21 protein-coding genes are annotated in these 22799 nt (G+C 51.5%); 11 read left to right on the top strand and 10 right to left on the bottom strand.

Annotation, left to right across the window (positions count from 1 at the left end):
* Positions 1-16 precede the first annotated feature (16 nt).
* Positions 17-1468, bottom strand: coding sequence for a hypothetical protein (locus ACFORK_RS21695; protein ID WP_379202913.1), 1452 nt, complete (start codon positions 1466-1468; stop codon positions 17-19).
* 75 nt (positions 1469-1543) lie between these two features.
* Positions 1544-2758 carry an MFS transporter gene (locus ACFORK_RS21690; protein WP_379202911.1) on the bottom strand — a complete coding sequence of 405 codons (1215 nt, stop codon included), beginning with the start codon at positions 2756-2758 and terminating at the stop codon, positions 1544-1546.
* Positions 2759-2921: 163 nt separating this feature from the next.
* On the opposite strand from ACFORK_RS21690, the gene ACFORK_RS21685 reads away from it, so the two are divergent.
* Positions 2922-3362, top strand: coding sequence for a pyridoxamine 5'-phosphate oxidase family protein (locus ACFORK_RS21685; RefSeq protein ID WP_379202909.1), 441 nt, complete (start codon positions 2922-2924; stop codon positions 3360-3362).
* Positions 3363-3587: 225 nt separating this feature from the next.
* A complete protein-coding gene (locus ACFORK_RS21680; protein ID WP_379202907.1) occupies positions 3588-3953 on the top strand; it encodes an ArsR/SmtB family transcription factor in 366 nt (121 codons plus the stop codon).
* Between the two features lie 57 nt (positions 3954-4010).
* Here the strand turns inward: ACFORK_RS21680 and ACFORK_RS21675 are convergent, their stop codons facing one another.
* From ACFORK_RS21675 to ACFORK_RS21665, 3 genes are all read right to left on the bottom strand, one after another.
* Entirely contained in the window at positions 4011-4772 is a 762-nt protein-coding gene (locus ACFORK_RS21675) for a CPBP family intramembrane glutamic endopeptidase (protein WP_379202905.1), read from the bottom strand.
* Positions 4765-5301 carry a helix-turn-helix transcriptional regulator gene (locus ACFORK_RS21670; RefSeq protein WP_379202903.1) on the bottom strand — a complete coding sequence of 179 codons (537 nt, stop codon included), beginning with the start codon at positions 5299-5301 and terminating at the stop codon, positions 4765-4767. The genes ACFORK_RS21675 and ACFORK_RS21670 overlap by 8 nt, the downstream gene beginning before the upstream one ends.
* A 157-nt stretch (positions 5302-5458) precedes the next feature.
* Positions 5459-6424, bottom strand: coding sequence for a cation diffusion facilitator family transporter (locus ACFORK_RS21665; RefSeq protein ID WP_379202901.1), 966 nt, complete (start codon positions 6422-6424; stop codon positions 5459-5461).
* 236 nt (positions 6425-6660) lie between these two features.
* Here ACFORK_RS21665 and ACFORK_RS21660 point away from each other — a divergent pair, with 236 nt between their 5' ends.
* Positions 6661-8925 (top strand): heavy metal translocating P-type ATPase, encoded by a 2265-nt coding sequence (locus ACFORK_RS21660; protein WP_379202899.1) that lies wholly within the window; start codon positions 6661-6663, stop codon positions 8923-8925.
* Between the two features lie 70 nt (positions 8926-8995).
* Here ACFORK_RS21660 and ACFORK_RS21655 read toward each other — a convergent pair whose 3' ends face one another.
* The 3 genes from ACFORK_RS21655 to ACFORK_RS21645 form a co-directional block, all read right to left on the bottom strand.
* Positions 8996-9958, bottom strand: coding sequence for an L-lactate dehydrogenase (locus ACFORK_RS21655; protein ID WP_379202897.1), 963 nt, complete (start codon positions 9956-9958; stop codon positions 8996-8998).
* 279 nt (positions 9959-10237) lie between these two features.
* Positions 10238-10738 (bottom strand): CcdC family protein, encoded by a 501-nt coding sequence (locus tag ACFORK_RS21650; RefSeq protein WP_379202895.1) that lies wholly within the window; start codon positions 10736-10738, stop codon positions 10238-10240.
* A gap of 213 nt (positions 10739-10951) precedes the next feature.
* Entirely contained in the window at positions 10952-11212 is a 261-nt protein-coding gene (locus ACFORK_RS21645) for a GlsB/YeaQ/YmgE family stress response membrane protein (RefSeq protein ID WP_379202893.1), read from the bottom strand.
* A 190-nt stretch (positions 11213-11402) separates the two neighbouring features.
* Between ACFORK_RS21645 and ACFORK_RS21640 the strand changes: the two genes are divergently transcribed.
* Positions 11403-12464 (top strand): lactonase family protein, encoded by a 1062-nt coding sequence (locus ACFORK_RS21640; RefSeq protein WP_379202891.1) that lies wholly within the window; start codon positions 11403-11405, stop codon positions 12462-12464.
* Positions 12465-12563: 99 nt separating this feature from the next.
* On the opposite strand, the gene ACFORK_RS21635 is transcribed toward ACFORK_RS21640, so the two are convergent.
* The gene (locus ACFORK_RS21635) at positions 12564-14846 is read right to left on the bottom strand and encodes an alpha/beta hydrolase family protein (RefSeq protein WP_379202889.1); all 2283 of its coding nucleotides are present in this window, start codon (positions 14844-14846) and stop codon (positions 12564-12566) included.
* 350 nt (positions 14847-15196) lie between these two features.
* Here ACFORK_RS21635 and ACFORK_RS21630 point away from each other — a divergent pair, with 350 nt between their 5' ends.
* The 4 genes from ACFORK_RS21630 to ACFORK_RS21615 all read left to right on the top strand — a co-directional run bounded on the left by ACFORK_RS21630 (position 15197) and on the right by ACFORK_RS21615 (position 18502).
* Positions 15197-16306 (top strand): sulfate ABC transporter substrate-binding protein, encoded by a 1110-nt coding sequence (locus ACFORK_RS21630; RefSeq protein ID WP_379202887.1) that lies wholly within the window; start codon positions 15197-15199, stop codon positions 16304-16306.
* Positions 16307-16403: 97 nt separating this feature from the next.
* A complete protein-coding gene (gene cysT / locus ACFORK_RS21625; protein ID WP_379202885.1) occupies positions 16404-17258 on the top strand; it encodes a sulfate ABC transporter permease subunit CysT in 855 nt (284 codons plus the stop codon).
* 62 nt (positions 17259-17320) lie between these two features.
* The gene (gene cysW / locus ACFORK_RS21620; protein WP_379202883.1) at positions 17321-18184 is read left to right on the top strand and encodes a sulfate ABC transporter permease subunit CysW; all 864 of its coding nucleotides are present in this window, start codon (positions 17321-17323) and stop codon (positions 18182-18184) included.
* 102 nt (positions 18185-18286) lie between these two features.
* A complete protein-coding gene (locus ACFORK_RS21615) occupies positions 18287-18502 on the top strand; it encodes a YezD family protein (RefSeq protein ID WP_379202881.1) in 216 nt (71 codons plus the stop codon).
* 125 nt (positions 18503-18627) lie between these two features.
* Here the strand turns inward: ACFORK_RS21615 and ACFORK_RS21610 are convergent, their stop codons facing one another.
* Positions 18628-18936, bottom strand: coding sequence for a hypothetical protein (locus ACFORK_RS21610; protein ID WP_379202879.1), 309 nt, complete (start codon positions 18934-18936; stop codon positions 18628-18630).
* Between the two features lie 194 nt (positions 18937-19130).
* Between ACFORK_RS21610 and ACFORK_RS21605 the strand changes: the two genes are divergently transcribed.
* From ACFORK_RS21605 to ACFORK_RS21595, 3 genes are all read left to right on the top strand, one after another.
* On the top strand, positions 19131-19544 hold the full coding sequence (locus ACFORK_RS21605) for a GNAT family N-acetyltransferase (RefSeq protein ID WP_379202877.1): 414 nt from the start codon (positions 19131-19133) through the stop codon (positions 19542-19544).
* A 295-nt stretch (positions 19545-19839) separates the two neighbouring features.
* Positions 19840-20472 (top strand): NAD(P)-dependent oxidoreductase, encoded by a 633-nt coding sequence (locus ACFORK_RS21600; protein ID WP_379202875.1) that lies wholly within the window; start codon positions 19840-19842, stop codon positions 20470-20472.
* A 301-nt stretch (positions 20473-20773) separates the two neighbouring features.
* Positions 20774-22411 carry an NAD(P)H-hydrate dehydratase gene (locus tag ACFORK_RS21595; RefSeq protein ID WP_379202873.1) on the top strand — a complete coding sequence of 546 codons (1638 nt, stop codon included), beginning with the start codon at positions 20774-20776 and terminating at the stop codon, positions 22409-22411.
* The last annotated feature ends 388 nt before the right edge of the window (positions 22412-22799 follow it).

The raw sequence follows: 22799 nt of genomic DNA, 5'->3' as shown, positions 1-22799 counted from the left end.
GCTTAAGGCGCTTCGACTACCCCTGATATTTAATTTTTTTCCGGCGGCGGGCCGTGATGCTGTTCCAGATCTCCCGTACAGTCAGGACAATGCTGATCACAATACCGCTGAAGGTTAATGCTAGCGCGAAATACTGGAAGAGGGAATATTCCATCATTTTGCCCCATTGAATACTGCCCTCCAGATCGTCAATCACCTGATTCATTCCGTATATCCCGCTTACCACAGTGAAGACGGTCAGAATCATCAGCAGCATATCTCGCCGTTTCGACTGGAACTGCACCTGATACTGAAACAGATCATTCAGTGTCTGCTTCACCTCGTCGAACAGCGCATCGTTGCCATAAACTTTGCGGAGCTGGATGAAAATCTCCCGACCCTGCGACCCCGAGATCAGCTCCAGAAAATAGAATTTGGCTGAGAACTTATTGATGTAGAAGATCAGATCCTCAATATCATCATTATCCCGATTGATGCGCAGCCGGGAGTGCATATTGGCAAGTTTCAGCAGGACGATCTTGTGGAACATATTAAGTAGCAGGCCATAATAATATTCCCCGTACATTTGATTGGCAAGCGGTACGGCGAGTGAGCGTTCAGCCCGGCTGATGCAGCAGAAGGTCTGTTCATTGGTTATATAATACGTTTGGGGACCCCAACGGTTATAAGTATGCTCTTGACAGTATTGTTCGATGTATCCAGGATCGCTGGCACTGATGTAGGGGCGATTGGCCGCATCCAGCCCATCAAGCTGGGAGGCGCGAAAGCGTATGTTCAAAGGGATATCATCGGTATCTCCATCCGGTTCCAGACCATAAAAGGCTTGTACCAGCATACGTTCATCTACAAAAAAAGGCAGCGTCTCAAAATAAGCCCCGTTCAGCTCGGATTGGTCTAAGAACGGCTTCAGCCCATCCGCCAGACCATTAAAGATAAAATCCTCGACTTGACGGAAGGACCGTTCTCCGCTGTGAATAACCATCAGTTCATCCTGTACACTGACGTTCTCAAGGGTACGGAAACGGTCGGCAAATTCCAAGGCGATGCTAAAGGGGAGCTTTTCTTCCTCAATCTGCACCCGCAGGGTTACAAAACCGGTCTGAAACGGGCAAATGAACAGATCTGTGGAGAGTACCCGGAAGGCTACGTTCAGTTGTGACATTTCCATTCGGCAGGTCAAATTATTCACGCGTGAAAAGCGTCGGAAAGAATCCTTATCATCATCCTGTGGGAACAGAACATGGGCTGCGAAAGGCAGATAGGTGCGCTCCATCTTTTCGTGGGAGACACGGTATCCATTGCCATAATAAGCGTCTTCCAGTTCTTTTTTATCGAGAGAAAAAGAAGTATATCCGCTCTTCTCCAGTTCGGAAATCAGTCGTGCAGACGCCCCTTGCTTGATGGAGAAGGGGAAAATAAACTGGAGCAGTGCGGTATGTAGTAGGGGTTCGGCAGATAGCATATCCATCATGAGTACCACCTTATGTACAGGATATCAACACAATCTACATTACCCCAAAAAGCAAATTATGATTACCCGGCCTTAATGGCCGGGTGTTGTCTGTGCGGAATCCTGTCCGGGACGTATTCTCCAGGCAGCAAGGCTGAGCAGGAAGAGAACACTAGCCAATGCTGCAAGCAGTCCGGCCGTTTGCGTCACTTGTAGGTGATCCATCGACCAGCCGGTAAGTAGTGGCAGAAGTGCTCCGCCAATCCCGCCGGAGGCGATCATAATACTTGGTGTGGATTCCTCGGTACCCGGCATTAATTTGCTGGAGAAGACCAAGGCGATGGAGAAAAGACCGGACATGAACAAGCCCAGCAGAATGATAATGGCAAAGGCAACAAGACGATGTTCCGTGAATGGAAACAGGGCCAGCAGCAACACGGTCATCAGGCAGCTGCCCAGAACATAGACACGGTAAGATATTTTCTCGGCGAGTACCCCAGCGAACAATCGTCCTATCGACATCGCTAGCCAGAAGCAGGTAACGGTCAGGGCTGCCCCCGATTCAGACATGCCCAGCTTGGCAATGAAGATGGCGGGCATGAAATTTACCAGGCTCATTTCCGTACCCACATAGGTAAAGAAGAAAACAATGAATATTCCGAGTATGAACCATTGCTTTCCCTTGTAGGGAAAGCGCGGCGTATGATTGTCTGAAGCCTCGTTCGTCACCGAACGGCGCGGAGCACGGTCATCCAGTAAGGATTGCAGCTTGCCGAATCGGCCCTTGCTCCAGAAGATTAGGGAGATCAGGGAGAAGGCAGCTACAATCAGGAAGCTTAGTTTCCACCAGCCGGCGACGATAAGTCCGCTGGAGATTAAGGGCATAAGCAATGCGCCGACACCGAATAGAACTTCAAGCCGACTCATGGCAACAGCGGTACCTTCTGTGACTGCAGCAATAATGACCGTGCCAATGACGGCTTCAACCATGCCAAAGCCAAAGCCTGCGACAACAGCAATGAAATACATCCAGCCCCATGGCGGCAGGAAGGTGTAGGCGATCTCGGCTACTAGCAACAGTCCAGTGGCAATGAGAATACCACCGCGCTTGCCAAAGCGGCGATTCAGGAAGGGAGAAGCCAGCACACCGACCAGGAAGCCGGCAAATTGGGCGAAGATCAGTTGTCCACCAGCACTGTAGCTCTGGTCATAATGCTCCAAGAGAACGGGAAGAATAGAGCCCAGTACCACATGGGCCAAGCCGATTACAAAGTAGGAGAGACAGCCAAGCCAAATCAATTTTTTCACGTTGAAATACTCCTTAACAAGTTAAATTTATGGACCTTGTCGGATTCAATGTGCTCAGGACGGGTACACTATCTTAAGTACAATGATTATCATAAGTCTAATTGGGAAATGTGGATATATAAACTTATATTTACACTTGCCAAGGAAGGAGATGTCTTGAGTAATGAATTCCCACGACCTGGAACAGAGCATCATCAAGGCACTGGATGACAACAAGTTTGGCTCTTTCGGAACCGTGGAAGACGGGAACAAACCGAAGGTGCGTTACATGGCAGTCTTTCACGATGGACTTAACATTTATTTGGCAACGGATCGCAAGACCCATAAGGTAGATGAGCTGAAGGGAAACCGGAATGCTTTTCTGCTGCTCGGTTATGAAACCGGTGGAGGCAAGGATATACTGGAGATTGAAGCGACTGTAGACATTACAAAGGACGAGACCCTCCGTTCTAGGGTTTGGAATAAGGATCTGGAGCCTTGGTTCAAGGGTCCGGAAGATCCGGACTATGTCATTCTGGAGCTTACCCCGTCACGTATCGAATATATAGGCAAGAACAAAGAGCATGGCGTCTGGGAGAGACAGCTTGCAGGCAGCGTAAAATAATCCTATATCAGGCGAACAAACAGCAAGCTTCCTATAACGGAGCCTGCTGTTTGTCATTCTCTGTTTATGGTGAAAAAATCATGGAATCTTCCGCTGGAGCGATTAATGCTCACTGCCTGCGGTAGCTGGCGCTTCCATGGACAGCAGATCATCTTTTTCTTATAATAGATGAAAGTGATCGGATGATCCGGTGAATCGACAGATACTGTGGAGGAGGGCGAAGTCATGGAACCAGCGGCAATTGAAGATTGCGACAATACATGCCACGGTTCAGAGTTGGAACCGGAAGACGTGTCCTTGATTCTGCCTGACCGGGAAATAACAGACAAGATGGCCGAGATGTTCAAAGCACTGGGTGACCCGACAAGGGTACGTCTCATCTATGCTCTGTCACAGCGCGAGCTGTGTGTGCATGACCTGTCCGACATTCTGGATATGGGCCAGTCTGCCGTATCCCATCAGCTGCGGTACTTGCGGAACCTGCGAATTGTGAAGCGCCGCAAGGAAGGCAAGACGGTGTTTTATTCGTTGAACGATGCGCATGTGGAGCAGATCTTCCTGCAGACGCATGAGCATATCAGGCATGAATAACTATTAATGTATACAGCAATAGACCGCCTATGGCGGTCTATTTTCATGTGTGGATCTTTAACCGGCGTGATTCAGTCCTGAAGGCACCGGAGTTCTTTTTAAAGAAATAGCAATCCATATGGCATAAGCGGCAAGTACGGCCAGGATAAGAAGATCGTAGCCGATGAAGGCATCGGTGTTATCATTGCCGACAAACTGAATCAGGTTATGTAGGAAGTGGAACAGAATCAGCGGAATAATATTGTTGTTCTTCACCATCAGTAGGGCCAGCACTGTGCCTATAAGTAGGGCATACACGATCTGAAGCAGCGTCTGGGTGAGATTCTGACCAGAAAGAGCATTAAGAATGTGGGTGATCGAGAACAGAATGCTGGAAGTCACTACAGCAGTTTTCACGCTCTTGGTGAGCAGCGTCTTCAAGATCAAGCCTCGGTAAATGCTCTCCTCCACGAATCCCACGAGCAGGGTGAAGAAGAGATAGAACAATACATCGGAGAGTTCGATTCCGCGGAAGCCTTTAAGCATATTGATGATAAGGATCAGCAGCAGAGGGGCATAATAAATCCAGTTCGTTGCAGGAATGCTACCTAGCGGGCGGAAGCCCATGTAGCTCCACTTGTGTCTAATCGTAAAATAAGCGATCAAAACGAGTGCGATAGGAACAAAAGCAATAAGCACAGGGGCAGTGTAACTAAGCTGTTTGATAGTAGCGTAGGTTCCGGCAGCCATCATGGCCAGCAGCAGCAACCCTTCAATAATAATAACGGTCCATATAGGACGTCTCTGTGAAAAAGAAGCTTTAACCTTCTGATTAGACATCGTGTAACGCCTTCCTCTCCATGATATCTTTCAACCACTGCTTCTCCATTTGAAAATGATTCAATCCATAAGCCAGCACAGACACTCGATAATAGTAATCCTCGGGGTTAGGCAGTTCATCTAGCTCTCCGGCGACAATAGTTTTCACGGCCTCAAGCGTTCGGATCTCTTGCTCCATCTTGGAGAGATATTCATTCATCCTTTGCTGGCGGACTGCCTCATCCAGATAGTCGTAGAAGAAAATACGGGTTAGCTGCTCGTTTCGTGATGCCGCCTGCAACGGCCCGCTTAGCCATTCCAGAAAAGCTTCCTTTCCGGCAGGCAATAGTGTGTACAGCTTCTTGTTCTTGGTGCTCCCAGTCTCAATCATGGAGACCCTCCCCTTATCGGTCAACCGTTTGAGTGCAGGGTAGAGACTGCCGTAACTAGCCTTGTAAAAAATCCCTACGGAGCTGTCAATGGTCTTCTTCAAATCATATCCGCTCATGGCCCCTTCCATTAACATGCCTAATAGTACGTGCTCTAACATGGGACACCTCAATTTATATCTAAACGATATATCTATTTGATATATTAATCATTACATTTTTTTGTAAAAAAGTCAAACATTTTTTGCGTGCTAAAAATGCCCCGGCCATAATGGTGGCAGGGGCGCTAATAGTGGGACCAGAGCTGCATGCGAGATCTTACACCTTTAACTTTCCGTGTTGCAATGGGGAAGTCTCGATCTGGATGGTAACGTGACTGATATTATATGTATCCTCGATCAGCGTAATTGCTTGTTTCAATATTGCTTGAGCGTCCCAGTCATCTTCAATCCGTAGGTGGCCGCTTAGGGCATTAAGTCCTGAGGTAATGGTCCAGATATGGAGGTCGTGAACATCAACAACGCCGCTAATTTGCAGGAGGGATTGTTTGACCTGATCGCTATTCACCGCAGTCGGCGTGCCCTCCATAAGGATGTGGAACGAATGTCTCAGCACACCCCAGGCACTTTTAAGTATCAGAAGAGCTACCAGCACACTGATGACAGGGTCAGCTGCATACCAAGAGAATAACTGCATGACCACTCCGGCAACAATCGCCCCGATTGAACCAAGGGCATCACCGATAATATGAAGATAGGCACTGCGCACATTGAGGTTATCCTTAACATCGCCTGTGCGCATCAAAACCCAGGCGCTCACCAGGTTGGCAAACAAGCCGATGGCGGCGATGATTATCATAGAGCCGCTAGCGACTACGGGCGGTTCGAACAAGCGGTGCCAGGCCTCCCGGATCACGAATCCGGCAATCACGAATAGCATGACACCGTTGAACAGTGCGGTCATGACCTCAAAGCGATAGAAGCCGTAGGAATTTTTGGAGGAGGCCGGTTTAACGGCAAATAGCATAGCTACGAGGCTTAAGGCCAGCGAGGCAATATCGCTGAGCATATGACCTGCGTCGGAGAGGAGGGCAAGGCTGTGAGTGAAGAGCCCGCCGAAGAACTCTACGAACATGATCCCCGAGGTAATGATGAGGGCAATCAAGAGCCCTTTTTTATTATTAGGTGCGTGTGAATGTCCATGATGATCATGAGTATGATCGTGATGGGAATGTCCAGGATTTTCATGAGAATGTTTGCCTGAGTGTGTAGGATGATGATTCATGGAAAGACCTCTTTTCAGAATAACATATGAATGACTGCTCATATGTTAGTGATAATTGCTTGAACAAGGGATTACAAGATGTTTTGAACAAAGTGGGGACATTTCGTTATTCTCAGAAAGGAGGAGGGAAATTATGCATACGCACATTGACACTCCAAGATTGGAAGGCATATAATGTGGTTAAGTCAACATATGAACAAATACTCATATATGATTATCTAAGGGAGATGAGTAGTTTGAATACGACTCAGGCAACGATAAAACGCCAGTGGGAGCTGGAAGGGCTGGACTGCGCAAACTGCGCAATGAAAATCGAAGATAAAGTGGGCAAGATCGAGGGTGTGACTTCTTGCTCCGTGAATTTCGTGACAAAGACGCTGACTATGGTTACCGATGAGAACCATGCAGAAGCGGCCGGAGTAGAAGCGGCGCGGACTGTCACGGCACTAGAACCCCATGTGAAGCTAAGAGAGAAGCTGGCTGGAGGTAGAGCGGTCTCGCAGGCTAAATCTGGTCATGGTCATGGGCATTCACATGATGGGAAGGGACATACACATGATCATGGAACCGGTCATCATCATGGACATGAACATGGGCACACCCATGGCGATGAGGATGGCCACGGGCATACGCATTCGCACGGAGAAGGAGACACTCGCCGTATCTTGACCCGCCTAGCAGGCGGAGGGATTCTTGCAGCGGCAGGTATGCTGCTGCCGGTGAACGGAGTTGTCGAGCTGCTGATTTTCCTCGCCGCATACTTTATTGTCGGTGGCGAGGTGGTGCTTCAGGCAGCCAAGAATATCATCAGAGGTCAAGTATTTGACGAGAACTTCCTGATGGCACTGGCGACTATCGGCGCATTTGCGATTGGGGAGTACCCGGAAGGGGTCGCCGTAATGCTCTTCTATCAGGTTGGGGAGCTGTTTCAGGGCCTGGCTGTGAATCGTTCACGCAGATCGATTACGGCGCTGATGGATATTCGCCCCGAGTTCGCCGAGCTTAAAGTCGACGGCGGGACAAGACGTGTCTCGCCAGAAGAAGTGGCAATTGGCGACATTATTCTCGTCAAGCCTGGTGAGAAGGTACCGCTGGACGGGACCATTCTTGAAGGCAGCGCGATGATGGATACCTCGGCATTGACCGGTGAATCGGTCCCACGCTCTGCGGGGCCGGGCAGTAAGGTCTTGAGCGGGTTTATTAACCGCAACGGGGTAATTACCGTGGAAGTTACGCAGACATTTGGAGAGTCAGCGGTCTCCAAGATTCTGGAGTTGGTGCAGAATGCGACCTCCAACAAAGCCAAGACAGAGAATTTTATTACCAAGTTCGCTCGTGGCTATACACCTGTAGTAGTGATTACAGCGCTGCTGCTGGCTGTTGTTCCTCCGCTTCTGATCAGTGGAGCAACCTTCTCGGACTGGATCTACCGGGCATTGGTCTTCCTCGTTATCTCTTGTCCTTGTGCGCTGGTCGTGTCGATCCCGCTGGGCTTCTTCGGAGGTATCGGTGCCGCTTCCCGGAGTGGCATTCTCGTGAAGGGCAGCAATTACCTGGAGGCACTCAATGATGTTAAAGTCGTTGTCTTCGACAAGACAGGTACGCTGACTAAGGGACAGTTCAAGGTCACTGGCATATACCCAGCAGAAGGCAGAACTAAAGACGAACTGCTACGTACGGCCGCCTATGCGGAGAGCCATTCGAACCACCCGATTGCGGAATCCATTCGGGCCGCTTACGCTGATGAAATCGCCAAAGAGGCCATCGCGGATTATAACGAAATCTCCGGTCACGGCATCTCCGTGAATGTGGACGGCAAGGCCGTGCTAGCCGGGAATGCCCGCCTGATGGAACGGGAGGGCATTGCTTATCAGGTGCCGGAGCAGAATGGCACGATCGTGCATATCGCGACTGGCAAGCAGTATGACGGTTACCTCGTCATTGCGGACGAGGTGAAGGAGGATTCAGCGCAGGCTATCTCGGCGTTGAAGGGACTCGGTATTCGCAAGACGGTCATGCTGACCGGCGATGCCGCTTCTGTTGCGGAAGCTGTAGGCCAGGAACTCGGCGTAGACGAGATTCATGCCGAGCTGCTGCCGCAGCATAAGGTTGAGGCTATTGAGCGGCTGGAGCGTGAGAAGAGCGGACGGGAGAAGATTATTTTTGTCGGGGATGGGATCAACGACACTCCTGTATTGGCCAGATCAGATGTTGGTATCGCAATGGGCGGACTGGGTTCCGATGCTGCAATCGAAGCTGCGGACATTGTCATCATGACCGATGAGCCTTCGAAGATTGCTACCGCCATCGGCGTGGCCAAGCGGACACGGAGAATCGTCTGGCAGAACATTGGGTTCGCATTAGGGATCAAGGCGATCTTCCTTCTGCTCGGTGCATTTGGAATCGCAACGATGTGGGAAGCGGTCTTCTCCGATGTTGGTGTCACCGTTCTGGCTGTACTTAACAGTGTTCGCGCACTGAAAGTTGAGCAGCAAGGTTAAATTTATTATAAAACCTCCAGTATTTGCACATTTATGTGTGCTGACAGACTGGAGGTTTTTTGATTTGTTCTTATTCAGGTTTGGGGAGGCTGAGACTGCTGATCCCGGAACGCACAATTTCACAAGAAGCGGCGAATTTAACGGACTCCTCGTCATTCAAGTTCAGCTCCAGCAACTCATGGATACCACTGCGCCCTATAATGGCAGGTACACCTGCGCACACATCCTCTTGCCCGTATTCTCCTTCCAGAATTGCCGAGACAGCAATGATTTTGTTCTCATCGTTCAGGATAGCCCGGGTAATGTAGGCGAGAGCACTGCCAATCCCAAAATGCGTTGATCCCTTACGGGTGAAGATTTCCCAGCCGGCATCCTTCGTCTTGCGGGCAATATCGTCCAGGTCGAGGTGACTGAATCGTTCGCGGTGTTGCTCCATAATGTGCAGAATAGGTTTGCCGCCGATAGTTACATGGGACCAGGCAACGAACTGGGATTCGCCATGCTCGCCTAATGCGTATCCGCTCACGCTGCGAGGGTCGATGGAAAAAACATCGGACAGCAGCGTCTTGAGCCGGGAGGAATCGATCGAGGTACCTGTGCCGATGACCCGGTGCCGGGGGAGTCCGGACATTTTCCATACCATATAAGTAACGATATCGACCGGATTCGCTGCGATGACGAAGATACCGTCGAAGCCACCAGCCATAATCCCGGTCACAATTTCTTCAGTTATCACCGCTGCAGCGTCAAGTACATCCAGCCTGGTCTGGCCTGGCTGCGGGTTGGCGCCCGCCGTGAGAATGACAACGTCCACACCGGCACAGTCACTATAGGTTCCAGCATATACTTTGGTTCGGGTACCCGTGAAATCCATGCAGTGGGAGAGATCCAGCGCCTGAGCCATGGCCCGGTCGTAGGTCCGGTCGATCATCATGATCTCATCGCAGATGGATTGGTTGACCATGGAGTAGGCACAACTGGAGCCCACCATTCCGGAGCCGACAATCGCTACTTTTCTTGTTTTACTCTTCAATTTGTAAATCCCCGCTCTCTCAAAAAAGTCTGCGATTTGCTGCTTTAATTATTCATGCGCATAGCTTTATTTTAGCCGATTATCCAGGAAGTTACCTGACATACTGTGAAAAAAACGGAGGAAGCATGTTCCTATTCACCTCAGGTTGTACATGATATTAGCGGGGCTTTCGTGTGGACAGAAACCATAGAATGGTCTGCATTAAAAAGAGCATCCATCAAACCGCTAGGCTTGCTGAATGCTCTGTCATGGGATAGTGCTGATGCCTTCGGACTAGAATCAGGACTGTGGAATTCTTGTCTCTGGTGGCACGATCACATTGTAGCGCTTATACATGAACAGTCTCCAGTGAACAATCATGCCGAAGGCGAGGATGAAGAACAGTCCCCCGGATTGTGGTACTGAGACATATCGGTTAATGAACTCGTGCAGCAGTGTGCGAACCAGTAACAGGCCGAGCAGAATAAATGCGAAGCTCTTGGAGCGCTGGGCAAATACCTGTCCGTCCCGCTGCTCGAAGCTGGTTGTATGGATAAGCGGGTAGGCAAAGATAAACCAGCCGACCAAAAAAGCGATAGCTGCCCACCATAGCGGGAACCTTACCTCGGGGACGATGAACATGGCAAAGCCAGTTGACATGCCGAGGGGGGGAATCCATATTTTGCGAATGGTAACCGGGCGGGCGCTGGCCTTCAGCCGAATAAAGATCACCATCAATGCCATGATAACGGCCCCCACGGTGGAACCGATATGCAGTAGCGAGGGGTTGATGCTACCCATAATTCACGACCTCTCTGTGATTTGAGTCACTTGTGCTTTCATTATAACAGAAAAATGATGGCAAAACATTGAAGCTTCCGCGATGCTCCCGACACGATACCCCTTAGCATGACGGGCTGCAAGCTCAAAAAAAGCCTACCGGACCCAGGTTCCGGCAAGCCTTCTATTCATCACTCTCAATGAGTATCTATTATAAGTTCCAAAATGCACAGTTTATGAGCGGCTGCGGCCTCCGGTGGAGCGCACGATCAGACTTACAATGAAGATCAGTACGATGGCACCAATCAGGGACGGAAAAACATAGAAATCACTAACCTTGAGTCCCCAGTTTCCCAGCAGCATGCCACCTAGCCATGAGCCGAGAATCCCGGCAATAATATTGCCGATTACGCCTCCTGGAATATCTCTGCCCATAATCAGGCCTGCCAGCCACCCGATAATTCCGCCAACAATCAACATCCATAGAAAACTCATTATGCTTCAGCTCCTTTGTGATGTACTGTACGATGGTAACTATTAACCTGTTACTGATTGTTTTAACCAGTTGTGAAGAAGTGGTTAACGCCTTTGCTTTTCCCTGAATTCTATAGTTTCAGTCTGATGTAATGCCCTGGCAAACATGCTATAGTGGAAAAAAATGATAATCGATAAAGGAGTCGCTGCCATGGAACGCTCTGATGAAGTGTTATTTTATGTTGGTACGTACAGTCCCGAGATTGAACAGGGCATTCGTCTGTGCACCTTGAACCGTAGCACTGGGGGCATGAGAATTCTGGAGGGAACGAGCGGTATCGAGAATCCTTCATACCTGGCGGTGAATCGCGCCGGGAGTGTCTTGTATGCGGTCAGCGAGAAGGATGAGGGAGAGGTTCAGGCATTCGCTATTGATCCTGAATCGAAAGCGCTGTCACCACTGGGCAGCATCCACAAGACGGCAGGCGGCGCGCCGTGTTATGTGTCTATCAGTCCGCAGGAAGATCAGCTCTTCGTGTCCAATTACTCGGGGGGCAATGTCAATGTGTTTCCTATAAATGAAGACGGCTCGATTCTGGAAATGTTGGCTCAGGTCCGGCATACTGGCTCTGGATCACGTGTGGACCGGCAGGAAGCTCCGCACCCGCACTCGGTCATTCCAGACAGCACCGGTGACCGTCTCTTTGTCTGTGACCTTGGTCTGGATCAGGTTGTTATCTATCGCAAGGAGGCGGACAAGCTGGTCAAGCAAGCTGCGGTTGATCTGCCGCCGGGCTCCGGACCGCGCCATCTGACACTTCACCCCTCCGGAAAATGGGCTTACCTGATCAACGAGCTGAACAATACGGTCACGGTGTTCACGAAGGATGAACAGCACGGTGAACTCACTGTCTTGCAGCATGTCAGTACACTGCCTGAGTCCTATATTGCTGGCAGCGACGATTCAGGGGCCGACATTCATATTGCTCCGTGCGGTCGTTACCTGTATGCTTCCAACCGGGGGCATGACAGTATTGCGCTATTCCTTATTGACGCCCTCACAGGCCTTCTGGAGCCTGCCGACTGGCAGAGTACCGGCGGACGGACTCCGCGAAATTTTGCTATTCTTGGCGGGAAGCTACTGGCAGCCAATCAGAACAGTGGTACGATTGTCTCGTTCCATATCGACGGGGATAACGGGCGATTGATTCCTACAGGCAATGAACTAGAAATTCCAGCTCCAGTCTGTATTAAGACGCTTGAACTTGAGTAGAAGCCCTATTTAGTAAAAATAAATACAGGCCATTCCAAGTCCAACCGGGTTACCGGATGGCAGGAATGGCCTGTTCGTAATGATATAAGAGCAGTTTACTTAACGTACATTTTCGGTGCTTGCGCCATAGAATCCGATGTCGTCCAGCATAATTTTGTCGCCTTTTTCTTCAAGATAGAATGTAATTTCGGTCAGGTTCTCCGGTTCCAGAGCGGGCTCTACCTCCTGGAATCGCTCAAAGGGCAGTTCGTAGGTTTGGAAGACGGCCTCCGTAGGATCTCCGTATTTGCCATCGCTAACGCGTTCTTCCAGCCAGGGAAGCAATGTGAACTGAGTGTGCGGCAGCGGCAATACTTCCATAACTTCAGACAATGGCAGGCGCGCCGAGGTATCGTTGCTGTCTGTCAGTTCTACCTCCACCTCCGGTGCTAACGCACTTTCCTCATTCTCCTCTTCATCGTCGTCGGCATTGCGGTTGGCGAGGGAGAAGGAGAGGCCTTCCGCTTCCGTCAACTCAAGGGAGGCAGCGGCTTCTTCCTTCCATTTGATCCGGTAGTAGGCTTCTTCCCCCTTCCCGGCGGTACGTTTCAAAACAACACCATAGGTGGTTTTGCTCTTGTCTTCCCGGTCCTTGGCAAGCTCTTCGGTCCAGGTCATGCCTTCGGCAGAGGCGGTTCCGATGCCTGCGGTATATTTGTTGCGATCCTCGTCAAAGTTGACAAGGGTACGATAGTCTCCGCCCTGGAAACGGCTATAATACGCAGTGTCCGGCAGCCATTGCAGTCCGCTCCGGTAATCGCGGAACAGCCCCCGGTATTCATTCTTGCCGAGCAGTGTCGTCTCCAGAAAAGCTGATACGTACACCTTGGTAATCTGCCGCTGTTCGGCGCCTTCCATGATTAGACTGCGGTCCAGGAACAGCCCCGCAGGCAGCGACTGATCGCGCAGCCCCCAATCGCTGTTGAACTGGCTGTGATTGGCGTCGGCGATGTAAAGCGAGCTCTTGAAGGACGCTGAGCCTTTGGAGTAGGAGGAGCGGATGTATTGCCGATCCCCGTAAAAGTCATGCACATCGCCATCGCGTGCGCCCTGTAGTGTCAGATAGCTGATATCCTTCAGTTTGGCCTGCTGTCCGTCAATAGCTTTATCGGTAGGCGCGAGGGCAACGACGGCAGAGATCTGGAAGCGGTCCGTTACTGTTTTCCATACAGGATCGTTCTTGAACCAACGCCCCGAATCGGCGGCCATTGCTACGGCCTGTCCACCCCGACTGTGGCCTAGCAGAGCCGTTTTGCTGAAATCAATTTTTCCATAGAAAGGATTGCCGGGCTGATCCGAGAATGCTGCGAGTTGTTCCATGTGCTTAAGGATCAACCAGGCACGGACCGTAAAGTCATTGTCGGGAATCCCCGTCCAGGCTGAATAGTTAAGGAAGTTCTCGTCCAGTGAGACGGCGATAAATCCCCGGCTGGCCAGCAGTTCCCCCAGGTAGGCGTAGCCCCCATCAGAATAATCCTCCATCATATGATTGCCGTGAACGATCAACACCAACGGATGTGAACCTTCTCCCTCGGGCATCCAGACCCGGCCGTTCAGCGGCAGGGCACTATAGTCAAAACCCCAGAATAGGCTGCGCAGCTTCGGCCAGCCCTTCTTGATATATGCAGATGCGTCGACTGAGGAAGATATGAGTGGTGCCTCGCTGCCAAACTCCTTGCGGTGCAGATCATTGCCGCTGGCGTAAGTGAAGGAGTCATAAGCGTAAGGACCAGGCTCCGCAGGATTGGCGGCGGTCAGTGGTGGGATAATGCTGCCCCCAGCGGCAGTTGCCTCGGGACTGCCGGGTTGATTCTGTCCTCCACCAGCCAAAGCCAGCTGTGATAACAGAAGTGCTGATGCCAGAAGCACTCCGGCAGCTACCCGCTTGTTCCGCAGCAGTCCCAGAGCGATGCCACCGAGGGCGCTAAGCCCGGTACACAGCACGGTTATGACCGTAGAGGCGATCCAGTCCATATTAGTGCCGTTTAGGACAAGCCATACAATTACTAAATCTGAGAGCAGACAGCCTGCGAATAACCGCGGGATGCGCAGACCCGTTATTGCAATCAGTAAGGCTGCCAGATGTCCTGCCGCGGCCAGTACGATTGTCCCCACCACAGCGGCAAAGATAATGTCGGCCGGGATGCCGAAGCCGGTTGGCATTCCCAGGATGGATACTGTGAAAGCCAAAAAGCTGAGCGTCCACAGTCCAGCCAGTGCGGTTCTCCATAGCGTTGTATCATAACGATAGGTTTCCCTGATTCTTTGTGTGATTACAGCAGAAATTCGCTTGTGCAGCCGCGGCTTTTGCGGCACAGGCACAAGTTCTAAATCCATTCCCATGACAGTGTCCTCCGAAAATTGCAGTGAGATCCTGTTGCTCCCTCATTTTATCTTATAAATTGCAGTAATGACATTACTTTAAAGAAAAAAAGGTTTGACAGGCTAGGAGGGTTTAAGTATTATATCAATCATAACCTACTAATTAGGTAGGAATAATGAATAAAGTTCTTACCGTACAGACGGAGGAGCGCTTATTACAGCTCGCAGACACGTGTCTTTGGGACCGGTTTGACCTGCCATTTTAGGCCTTCCTCCGTCATTTTTTCATGCCTGAATCTACCATGTAAGTCAGAGGAGTCATCGGAAAGAGAAACATGAACTCATCACAACAATATGGGGGGATGGTTAGAATGAAAAAGAGGATCAAGAAGGGACTTTTAACGGGCTTTACACTGTTGTTGGCGGTGGGCCTTACGGCTTGCGGAAATAATACAAATTCGGCGGGAAATCCACCGGCCGAGGCTACCAATTCAGGGAGCAACACAGCAGCAACGGCTGAACCGACTAAAGCTCCTACCAAAGATCCGGTAGAACTACTCAACGTTTCCTACGATCCAACACGCGAACTTTATGAGAATTATAATAAGGCCTTCTCGGCCTACTGGGAAAAAGAACACGGTCAGAAAGTAACGATCAAGCAGTCCCATGGCGGTTCCGGCAAACAAAGCCGTGCGGTGCTGGATGGATTGGAAGCGGACGTGGTGACACTTGCGCTGGGCTATGATATTGACGCCTTGCAGGATGCGGGCCTGATCCACGAGGGTTGGCAGAGCAATTTCGACCACAACAGTTCTCCGTACACCTCAACGATCGTGTTTCTGGTGCGCAAGGGCAACCCGAAAGGCATTCAGGATTGGCCGGATCTTTTGAAGGAAGGGGTAGAGGTGATTACGCCGAACCCGAAGACTTCAGGCGGTGCGCGCTGGAACTACCTGGCGGCTTGGGGATATGCGCTGGACCACAATAATAACGATGAAGCCAAGGCAGAGGAATTTGTAAAAGAGCTGTTCAAGCATGTGCCCGTGCTCGATACCGGTGCGCGCGGAGCGACCACAACGTTCGTTGAGCGTGGGATCGGCGACGTGTTGCTGGCCTGGGAGAATGAAGCCTACCTTTCTGTGAAGGAACTCGGTCCTGATAAATTCGACATCATCAATCCGTCCGAGAGCATTCTGGCTGAGCCGCCGGTAGCTGTCGTAGATAAAGTGGTCGATAAGAGAGGGACCCGTGAGGTCGCCGAAGCCTACCTGAAGTATCTTTACACTGAAGAAGGGCAGAAGATCGCTGCGGAGAACTACTACCGTCCAACGCTGGAAAGCGTGAAGGAAGAGTACAAGGATAAATTCCCGGCAATCAAGCTGTTCACATTAGCAGATAAGTTCGGAACATGGAAGGAAACACAGGAGAAGCATTTCAATGACGGTGGAATCTTCGACAAGATTTATGTACCGGGTAAGTAAAATCCTGTTTGGTTCAGAAGAGATACCAGCAAGTATGTTGTAAGTAGTCTTGAGCTGATCGGTACAAGAGCCGAAGGCGAGAAAGGATGAACAGGGGATGAGTGTCACCGCAACTACCACTGCTGTCGCAACAACCGCGCGGAGGAAGGTTCTGCCCGGCTTCGGGCTGACTATGGGCTATACTGTGCTGTATTTGAGTCTTGTCGTGTTATTGCCGCTGTCGGCGTTGCTCTTTAATTCGACAGGCTTGAGCTGGGCTAAATTCTGGGATGTAGCTACAGATGCACGTGTGCTGGCATCCTATCGTGTCAGTCTGTCAACGGCCGCTGCGGCGGCTTTGGCTGATGCATTTCTGGGGCTGCTGCTGGCTTGGGTCCTGGTGCGGTATGAGTTTCCAGGCAAAAGGCTGTTCGACGCTCTGATCGATCTTCCGTTCGCGCTGCCGACAGCGGTAGCGGGTGTCTCGCTTACCGCTTTGTATGCCAATAAAGGCTGGATTGGTTCTTGGCTGGAGCCACTGGGGCTGAAGGTGGCCTTCACCCCGCTCGGCATTACATTGGCATTAATGTTCATTGGCATCCCGTTCGTCGTCCGCACAGTTCAGCCTGTACTTGAGGAACTGGATCGTGATATGGAGGAGGCGTCCGCTACATTAGGGGCTGGCCGCTGGCGCACCTTCCGCAAGATCGTGCTGCCAGAGCTGTTCCCGCCGCTTTTGACCGGCTTCTCCCTGGCTTTTGCCAGAGGCATTGGCGAGTTCGGATCGGTCGTCTTCATTTCTGGCAATATGCCGATGAGAACCGAGATTGCGCCGCTGCTCATCATGTCCAAGTTGGAACAGTTTGACTACGCCGGAGCCACTGCCGTGGCGCTGCTCCTGTTGTTGATCTCTTTCCTGATGCTGCTGGTGATTAACACCTTACAGCGCTGGGCGCGCAAAACGTCCCGGTAACAGATGATCTTCTGGGAAATGATAAGGCCTGCTTTGTAAAAACGTTGTAAGGAGGAATACCGATGGCGGGCACTGTCCCACTGTATGCTCCCCAATCGCGAAAAAGCGTCTCTTCACCGGCTACACAGGAATCTACGGTCGTAAAGTGGCTTCTGATTACCGCTGCCGGGCTGGTGCTGTTCTGGCTGATTGTGTTGCCGCTGATTGTCGTGCTGACCGAATCGCTGAAAAAAGGAGTGGATGTTTATCTGGCTGCCTTGACCGATCCGGATGCACGTTCCGCCCTGCGGCTGACTCTACTGGTCGCATTGATTACGGTTCCGTTGAATACTATATTCGGTATTGCGGCAGCTTGGGCGGTCACCAAATTCAGGTTCCGTGGCAAGGGCTTCCTTATCACCTTGATTGACCTGCCATTTGCGGTCTCCCCGGTCATTGGCGGGCTCATCTTCATTCTGGTATTCGGGGCTCACGGCTGGTTCGGTCCATGGCTGAGCGCGCATGATATCAAGATTGTTTTTGCTATACCAGGCATCATTCTGGCCACATTGTTCGTGACCTTTCCTTTTGTAGCCCGGGAACTGATTCCCTTGATGGAGGATCAGGGAACGCAGGAAGAGGAAGCGGCCATTACTTTGGGCGCCAAGGGCTGGCAGATTTTCCTCCGAGTCACGCTACCCAACATTAAGTGGGGCTTGCTGTACGGTATTATTCTCTGTAATGCGCGGGCCATGGGAGAGTTCGGAGCAGTGTCTGTCGTGTCAGGACATATTCGCGGAGAGACGAATACGCTGCCGCTTCATGTCGAAATTTTGTATAACGAATATCAATTTTCGGCATCCTTTGCGGTTGCCTCGCTGCTCCTGTTATTGGCTTTGGTAACAATGATTCTCAAGAGTTGGCTGGCGCGCAAAAATGCTCATTGACGTGCTTTTATATCCGTGCTAAGTTAATTCGTAGTATACAAATTGGTAATAAAGGATTTGAAATGAACATCTCCCCGGATATGGGGGAAGGGAGGCTGGGGAATGGCTAAACCACTGAAGGTGGATGAGGTATGGCTGGAACGTATAGCGGGGCTTTTGGATGATATGGAATTTGGTTCGTTGCAAATCGTCGTACATGAAGGACAGATTGTGCAAATGGAGCGTACGGAACGCAAGCGTTTTGAGAATGGTAATGCACGCTATAATGGTGAGACCGTTAGCCGGCGTACCGATACCCGTCCAGCGAGACGAGGGTAGGTCATTCGCTGTCGCTGCTGAATGATGACCGTCCTTTGCATCCACTATAACCGGAGATATGAAATGGCCCGTTTCCCAACAGAGGGAGCGGGCCATTTCTGCGATCATGGAGTTGACTTTATTGTTTAGTAGCGGCGTGTTCGCTGTGAAACTATAACGCTCTCAACGAACAGACAGATGGCAGTGATACCGTGCATGATCCAGCCGACTACAGGAATCAGGGCTACGACAGAGGTAATAACACCGAGAGCGTTGCCGACGAATGGCCCCCGTTCTTTCATCATCACGATAACCGTAACTGCATGCAGTAGAAAAGCGATGCCCAGCGGAGTCCAGCCGTTCGCTACAACGAATATGCCGCCCACAAATGGGATCGCGAGAAATGCTTCATAGAGGAAGGTTACCCATTTCAAAAGCTTTGCCAGGGAAGACATTAGACTTCACCAACCTTATATAAAAGTATTGTTAAAATAGTCCTTCGAAATAGGTTACGCAGCAAGCGCCAGATTGTTTCAAATGATGGATAGTGTACTCTTGTTGTGGACAGCTTAGTCGTATATAGTGGGTAACAGAAATGCTGTGCAGGAAACATGTGTTTTTTATTCGGAAACTAGAAGGGGGAGAGGATATGGAGATCCAGGGCAAGCTGGTTATCCGCCATGCGCCACCTTCGGTCGAGCAGTATTTGGCGCTACGGGTTCAAGCAGGGCTTAGTCCAATGAGTGAGGAAGGGGCGGCCATCGGGTTGCCGCGGTCCATCTTTGCGGTTACGCTATTTGAGGACGATGTATTGATTGGTATGGGACGGGTCATCGGAGACGGCGGATGCTTCTTCCAGGTGACCGATATCGCTGTGCAGCCTTCTCATCAAGGACAGGGACTGGGTAAAATCATCATGCGCGAGATCAGGGAGTTCCTGGATACACTGCCTGACAAATCTTATACCAGCCTTATTGCTGACGGAGAAGCGTCGCGGCTGTATGCTCAGTTCGGGTTTGCACCTGTCGCTCCCAAATCACAGGGGATGGCCTTCAAGCGCTGAGCTGCGAGGTGTCTAAGTAACCCTATTAGCGGATCATTGACAGGCCGCGGTATAGTGGACTGGTCAGAGCCTGGTGCGCGTCTAAGTAATTCTATTAGCGGATCATTGACAGGCCGCGGTATAGTGGACTGGTCAGAGCCTGGTGCACGTCTAAGTAATTCTATTAGCGGATCATTGAACAGGCCCCCTTATCCAGGGGGTTTTCGTATGCCTGCTGTTGTCCCCAGGGAATCCGAAATTCTATATACGTGTAGTTATGGCATCATCTTTATCAAAGAGAGAGAGGAACAAGAAAATGGATATAGTGGTATTGGCAGCATCAGGAACGATCGGAAAGGCAATTGTAGAGGAAGCGTTGAAAAGAAAACATCAGGTGACGGCGGCGATGCGTCATCCCGAGAGCTTTGCTTTTGAGCATGAGCGCCTAAAGCTTGTGGCTGTGGATCTTCTGGACCCTGTATCTGTAGCGTCTGCGGTGCGAGGGCATGAGGTTGCCATCAGTGCGTATGGGCCAAAGGCTGGCGAGGAGAACGAGTTGCTCGCGGCAGCCGCTTCGTTGGTAGAGGGTTTGCAGGCAGCGGATATGGATCGCCTGGTGATTGTGGGCGGTGCAGGCAGTCTGAAGACGGAATCCGGCGAATGGCTGATGGATACGCCAGAATTCCCGGAACATGTACGGCCGTTGGCTGCAGCCCATGCGGATGCCTATGAAATCTATAGAGGCTCAGATCTGGACTACACCTATGTGAGTCCTGCGGCTTCGATACAACCTGGACGTCGTACGGGGATGTTCCGCATCGGTCTTGACCGGTTGGTCGTCGACGAGAACGGGCAAAGTGCGATCAGTGTGGAGGATTTTGCTGTAGCCATTATTGATGAGGTAGAGGAAGGAAACTTCAGCCGCGAAAGATTCACGGTGGCTTACTAGAATACGTTTTGTACAGCAATGCTATGAGTATTCCGTACAGCTAGAAGCGATGTAATCGGAGAAATCTAGTGGCAACAATGACCGGAAGCCCAAACATTACCGTTGTGACGCTGATCCTTGTTAATAGCTTGAATCAATTTCATAATGCGGATTTCTAACCGGACTAGGTTCATTATCTAGGTATACCTAAACCATGTACAACTAGATATCGATGATTAGACGCTCACTTATGAATTTATGAAATTGATTTGTTTAAGTTCAATATATTCAGGCACCGGGTACAGTAGAAAGGGGCGGAGCAATGTATCTTGTAACTGCAGAGCAAATGAGAGAGCTGGATCGTATCACGATTGACAAGCTGGGTATCCCGGCGGTTGCATTGATGGAGAATGCAGGACGTGCTATTGCCGAGGAGATCATTGAGCTGTGCCGTAAGCGGAACGGCGGCGTTGCTGGCGGGGGCAGTTGGCGTACTGTTGACAACGGGACTGGTCAAGGCGTGACCGGTTTTGACGTCAGCGGAGATCGTGCGCTGACCTTGGATACTGCCGCCGCTGAACACTGGCTTGTTCTAGTCGGCAAAGGCAATAATGGCGGCGACGGACTGGTCGCCGCCAGGTATCTCCGCGAGGCGGGCATTGCCGTCACGCTGGTGTATGCCATGCCGCCGGAGTCGCTGACCGGCGAGGCCGCCCTGCAGCGCGATGCCGCTGCAGCTCTGGGCTTGTCCGCCGCCGTCTACGGCCAGGACCGCCTGGACTTTGCCGCATGCAGCGGCATCCTGGATGCGCTGCTCGGCACTGGCGCCGTTGGCGCGCCTCGCGGCGCCTACGCGGAGCTGATTGCCGCCGCTAACGCCAGCGGCAAACCGATTGTGTCCGCGGACATCCCGAGCGGGCTGAACGCGGACACGGGGGAGACGCATGCGCCGTGCGTGCATGCGTCAGTGACAGTCTGCCTCGCGTTTCTCAAGCGAGGCCTGCTGCAGTACCCCGGCGCGGGGGCTGCGGGGACTGTGGTGGTTCGCGCCATCGGCATCCCCGTGTCTCTGGCGCGCGAAGTTGGCCTGCAGAGCTACTGGCTGACGCCGGAGGTGCTGCAGGCGGGGCTAGGCGTGAATGTGTCACGCCAGCGTTCACCCGAAGGGCACAAGGGCACCTACGGCCATGTACTGGTGGCCGGTGGCACGCTGCGCATGAGCGGTGCAGGTCTATTGGCGGCTCGGGCAGCGCTGCGGGCAGGCAGTGGTCTGGTAACCTGGGCGCTGCCACAAAAGCTGATGCCTGCCGTTATTGGCGCCGCACCGGAGCTGATGCTGGCTGAAGTCGGCGGGGATGAGCAGGGCAACTGGAACGCCGGAACGGCTGCGGAATTACTCCGATTGAGTGCTGAACGGGATGTAACAGCCGTTGGGCCTGGCCTTGGGCGCTTTCAAGGAGATACCGGCTGGCTCCGGACCATATGGGAAGGAACAGAAGGGCCGCTGGTCATCGACGCTGATGCTCTGAATATTCTGGCTGAGGCGGATTACAGTCTTTGGGCTAGCCGCCGGGGACCAGTTGTTCTGACACCCCATCCCGGGGAGATGGCCCGGCTGGCCGGTATTTCCACCGCTGAAGTGCAGCGTGACCGGATTGGGCTCGCGGAAAGCTACGCCCGGGAGCACGGCGTGATCCTCGTGCTTAAAGGGGCACATACCGTGATTGCCAGCCCGGACGGGGAGATCTATGTCAACACCACAGGACATCCCGGTATGGGGACTGGCGGTGCGGGTGATGTGCTGACCGGCATCATCGCCGGCTTGCTGGCCCAAGGACTGAATGCCATACAGGCTGCGGCGTTTGGTGTCTATTTGCATGGCCTGGCTGGAGAACGCGCAGCAGGTCTGCGAAGTCATCCGGCGTCATTGATTGCCGGAGATATCATTGAGGCACTGTGAAGAGGGCCGAAAAGACTGAGTTCACCGAATGCTGGATCGAATGCTGGATCAAGCGATAGAAGCATATTGCTGGAACGCTGTAACACTAAGGAGTCTAGATACGGAGTAGCTGGAAGCTATAACTTACTGAGCTAACTATATAAGACGAACTTAGGATTTGAATTCAAGGTTCGAGCTCAGGAGTCGAACTCGAGATTCGGACTTAAGGTTCAAACTCAAGATTCGGACTTAAGGTTCAAACTCAAGATTCGGACTTAAGGTTCGAACTCAAGATTCGGACTTAAGGTTCGAACTCAAGATTCGGACTTAAGGTTCGAACTCAAGATTCGGACTTAAGGTTCGAACTCAAGATTCGGACTTAAGGTTCGAACTCAAGATTCGGACTTAA

The organism is Paenibacillus sp. GCM10012306 (genome assembly GCF_042649265.1).
Classification (GTDB): Bacteria; Bacillota; Bacilli; order Paenibacillales; family Paenibacillaceae; genus Paenibacillus_AQ.
Note: the sequence above shows the minus strand (reverse complement) of the source record. Positions and strands in the feature narration are given on the sequence as shown.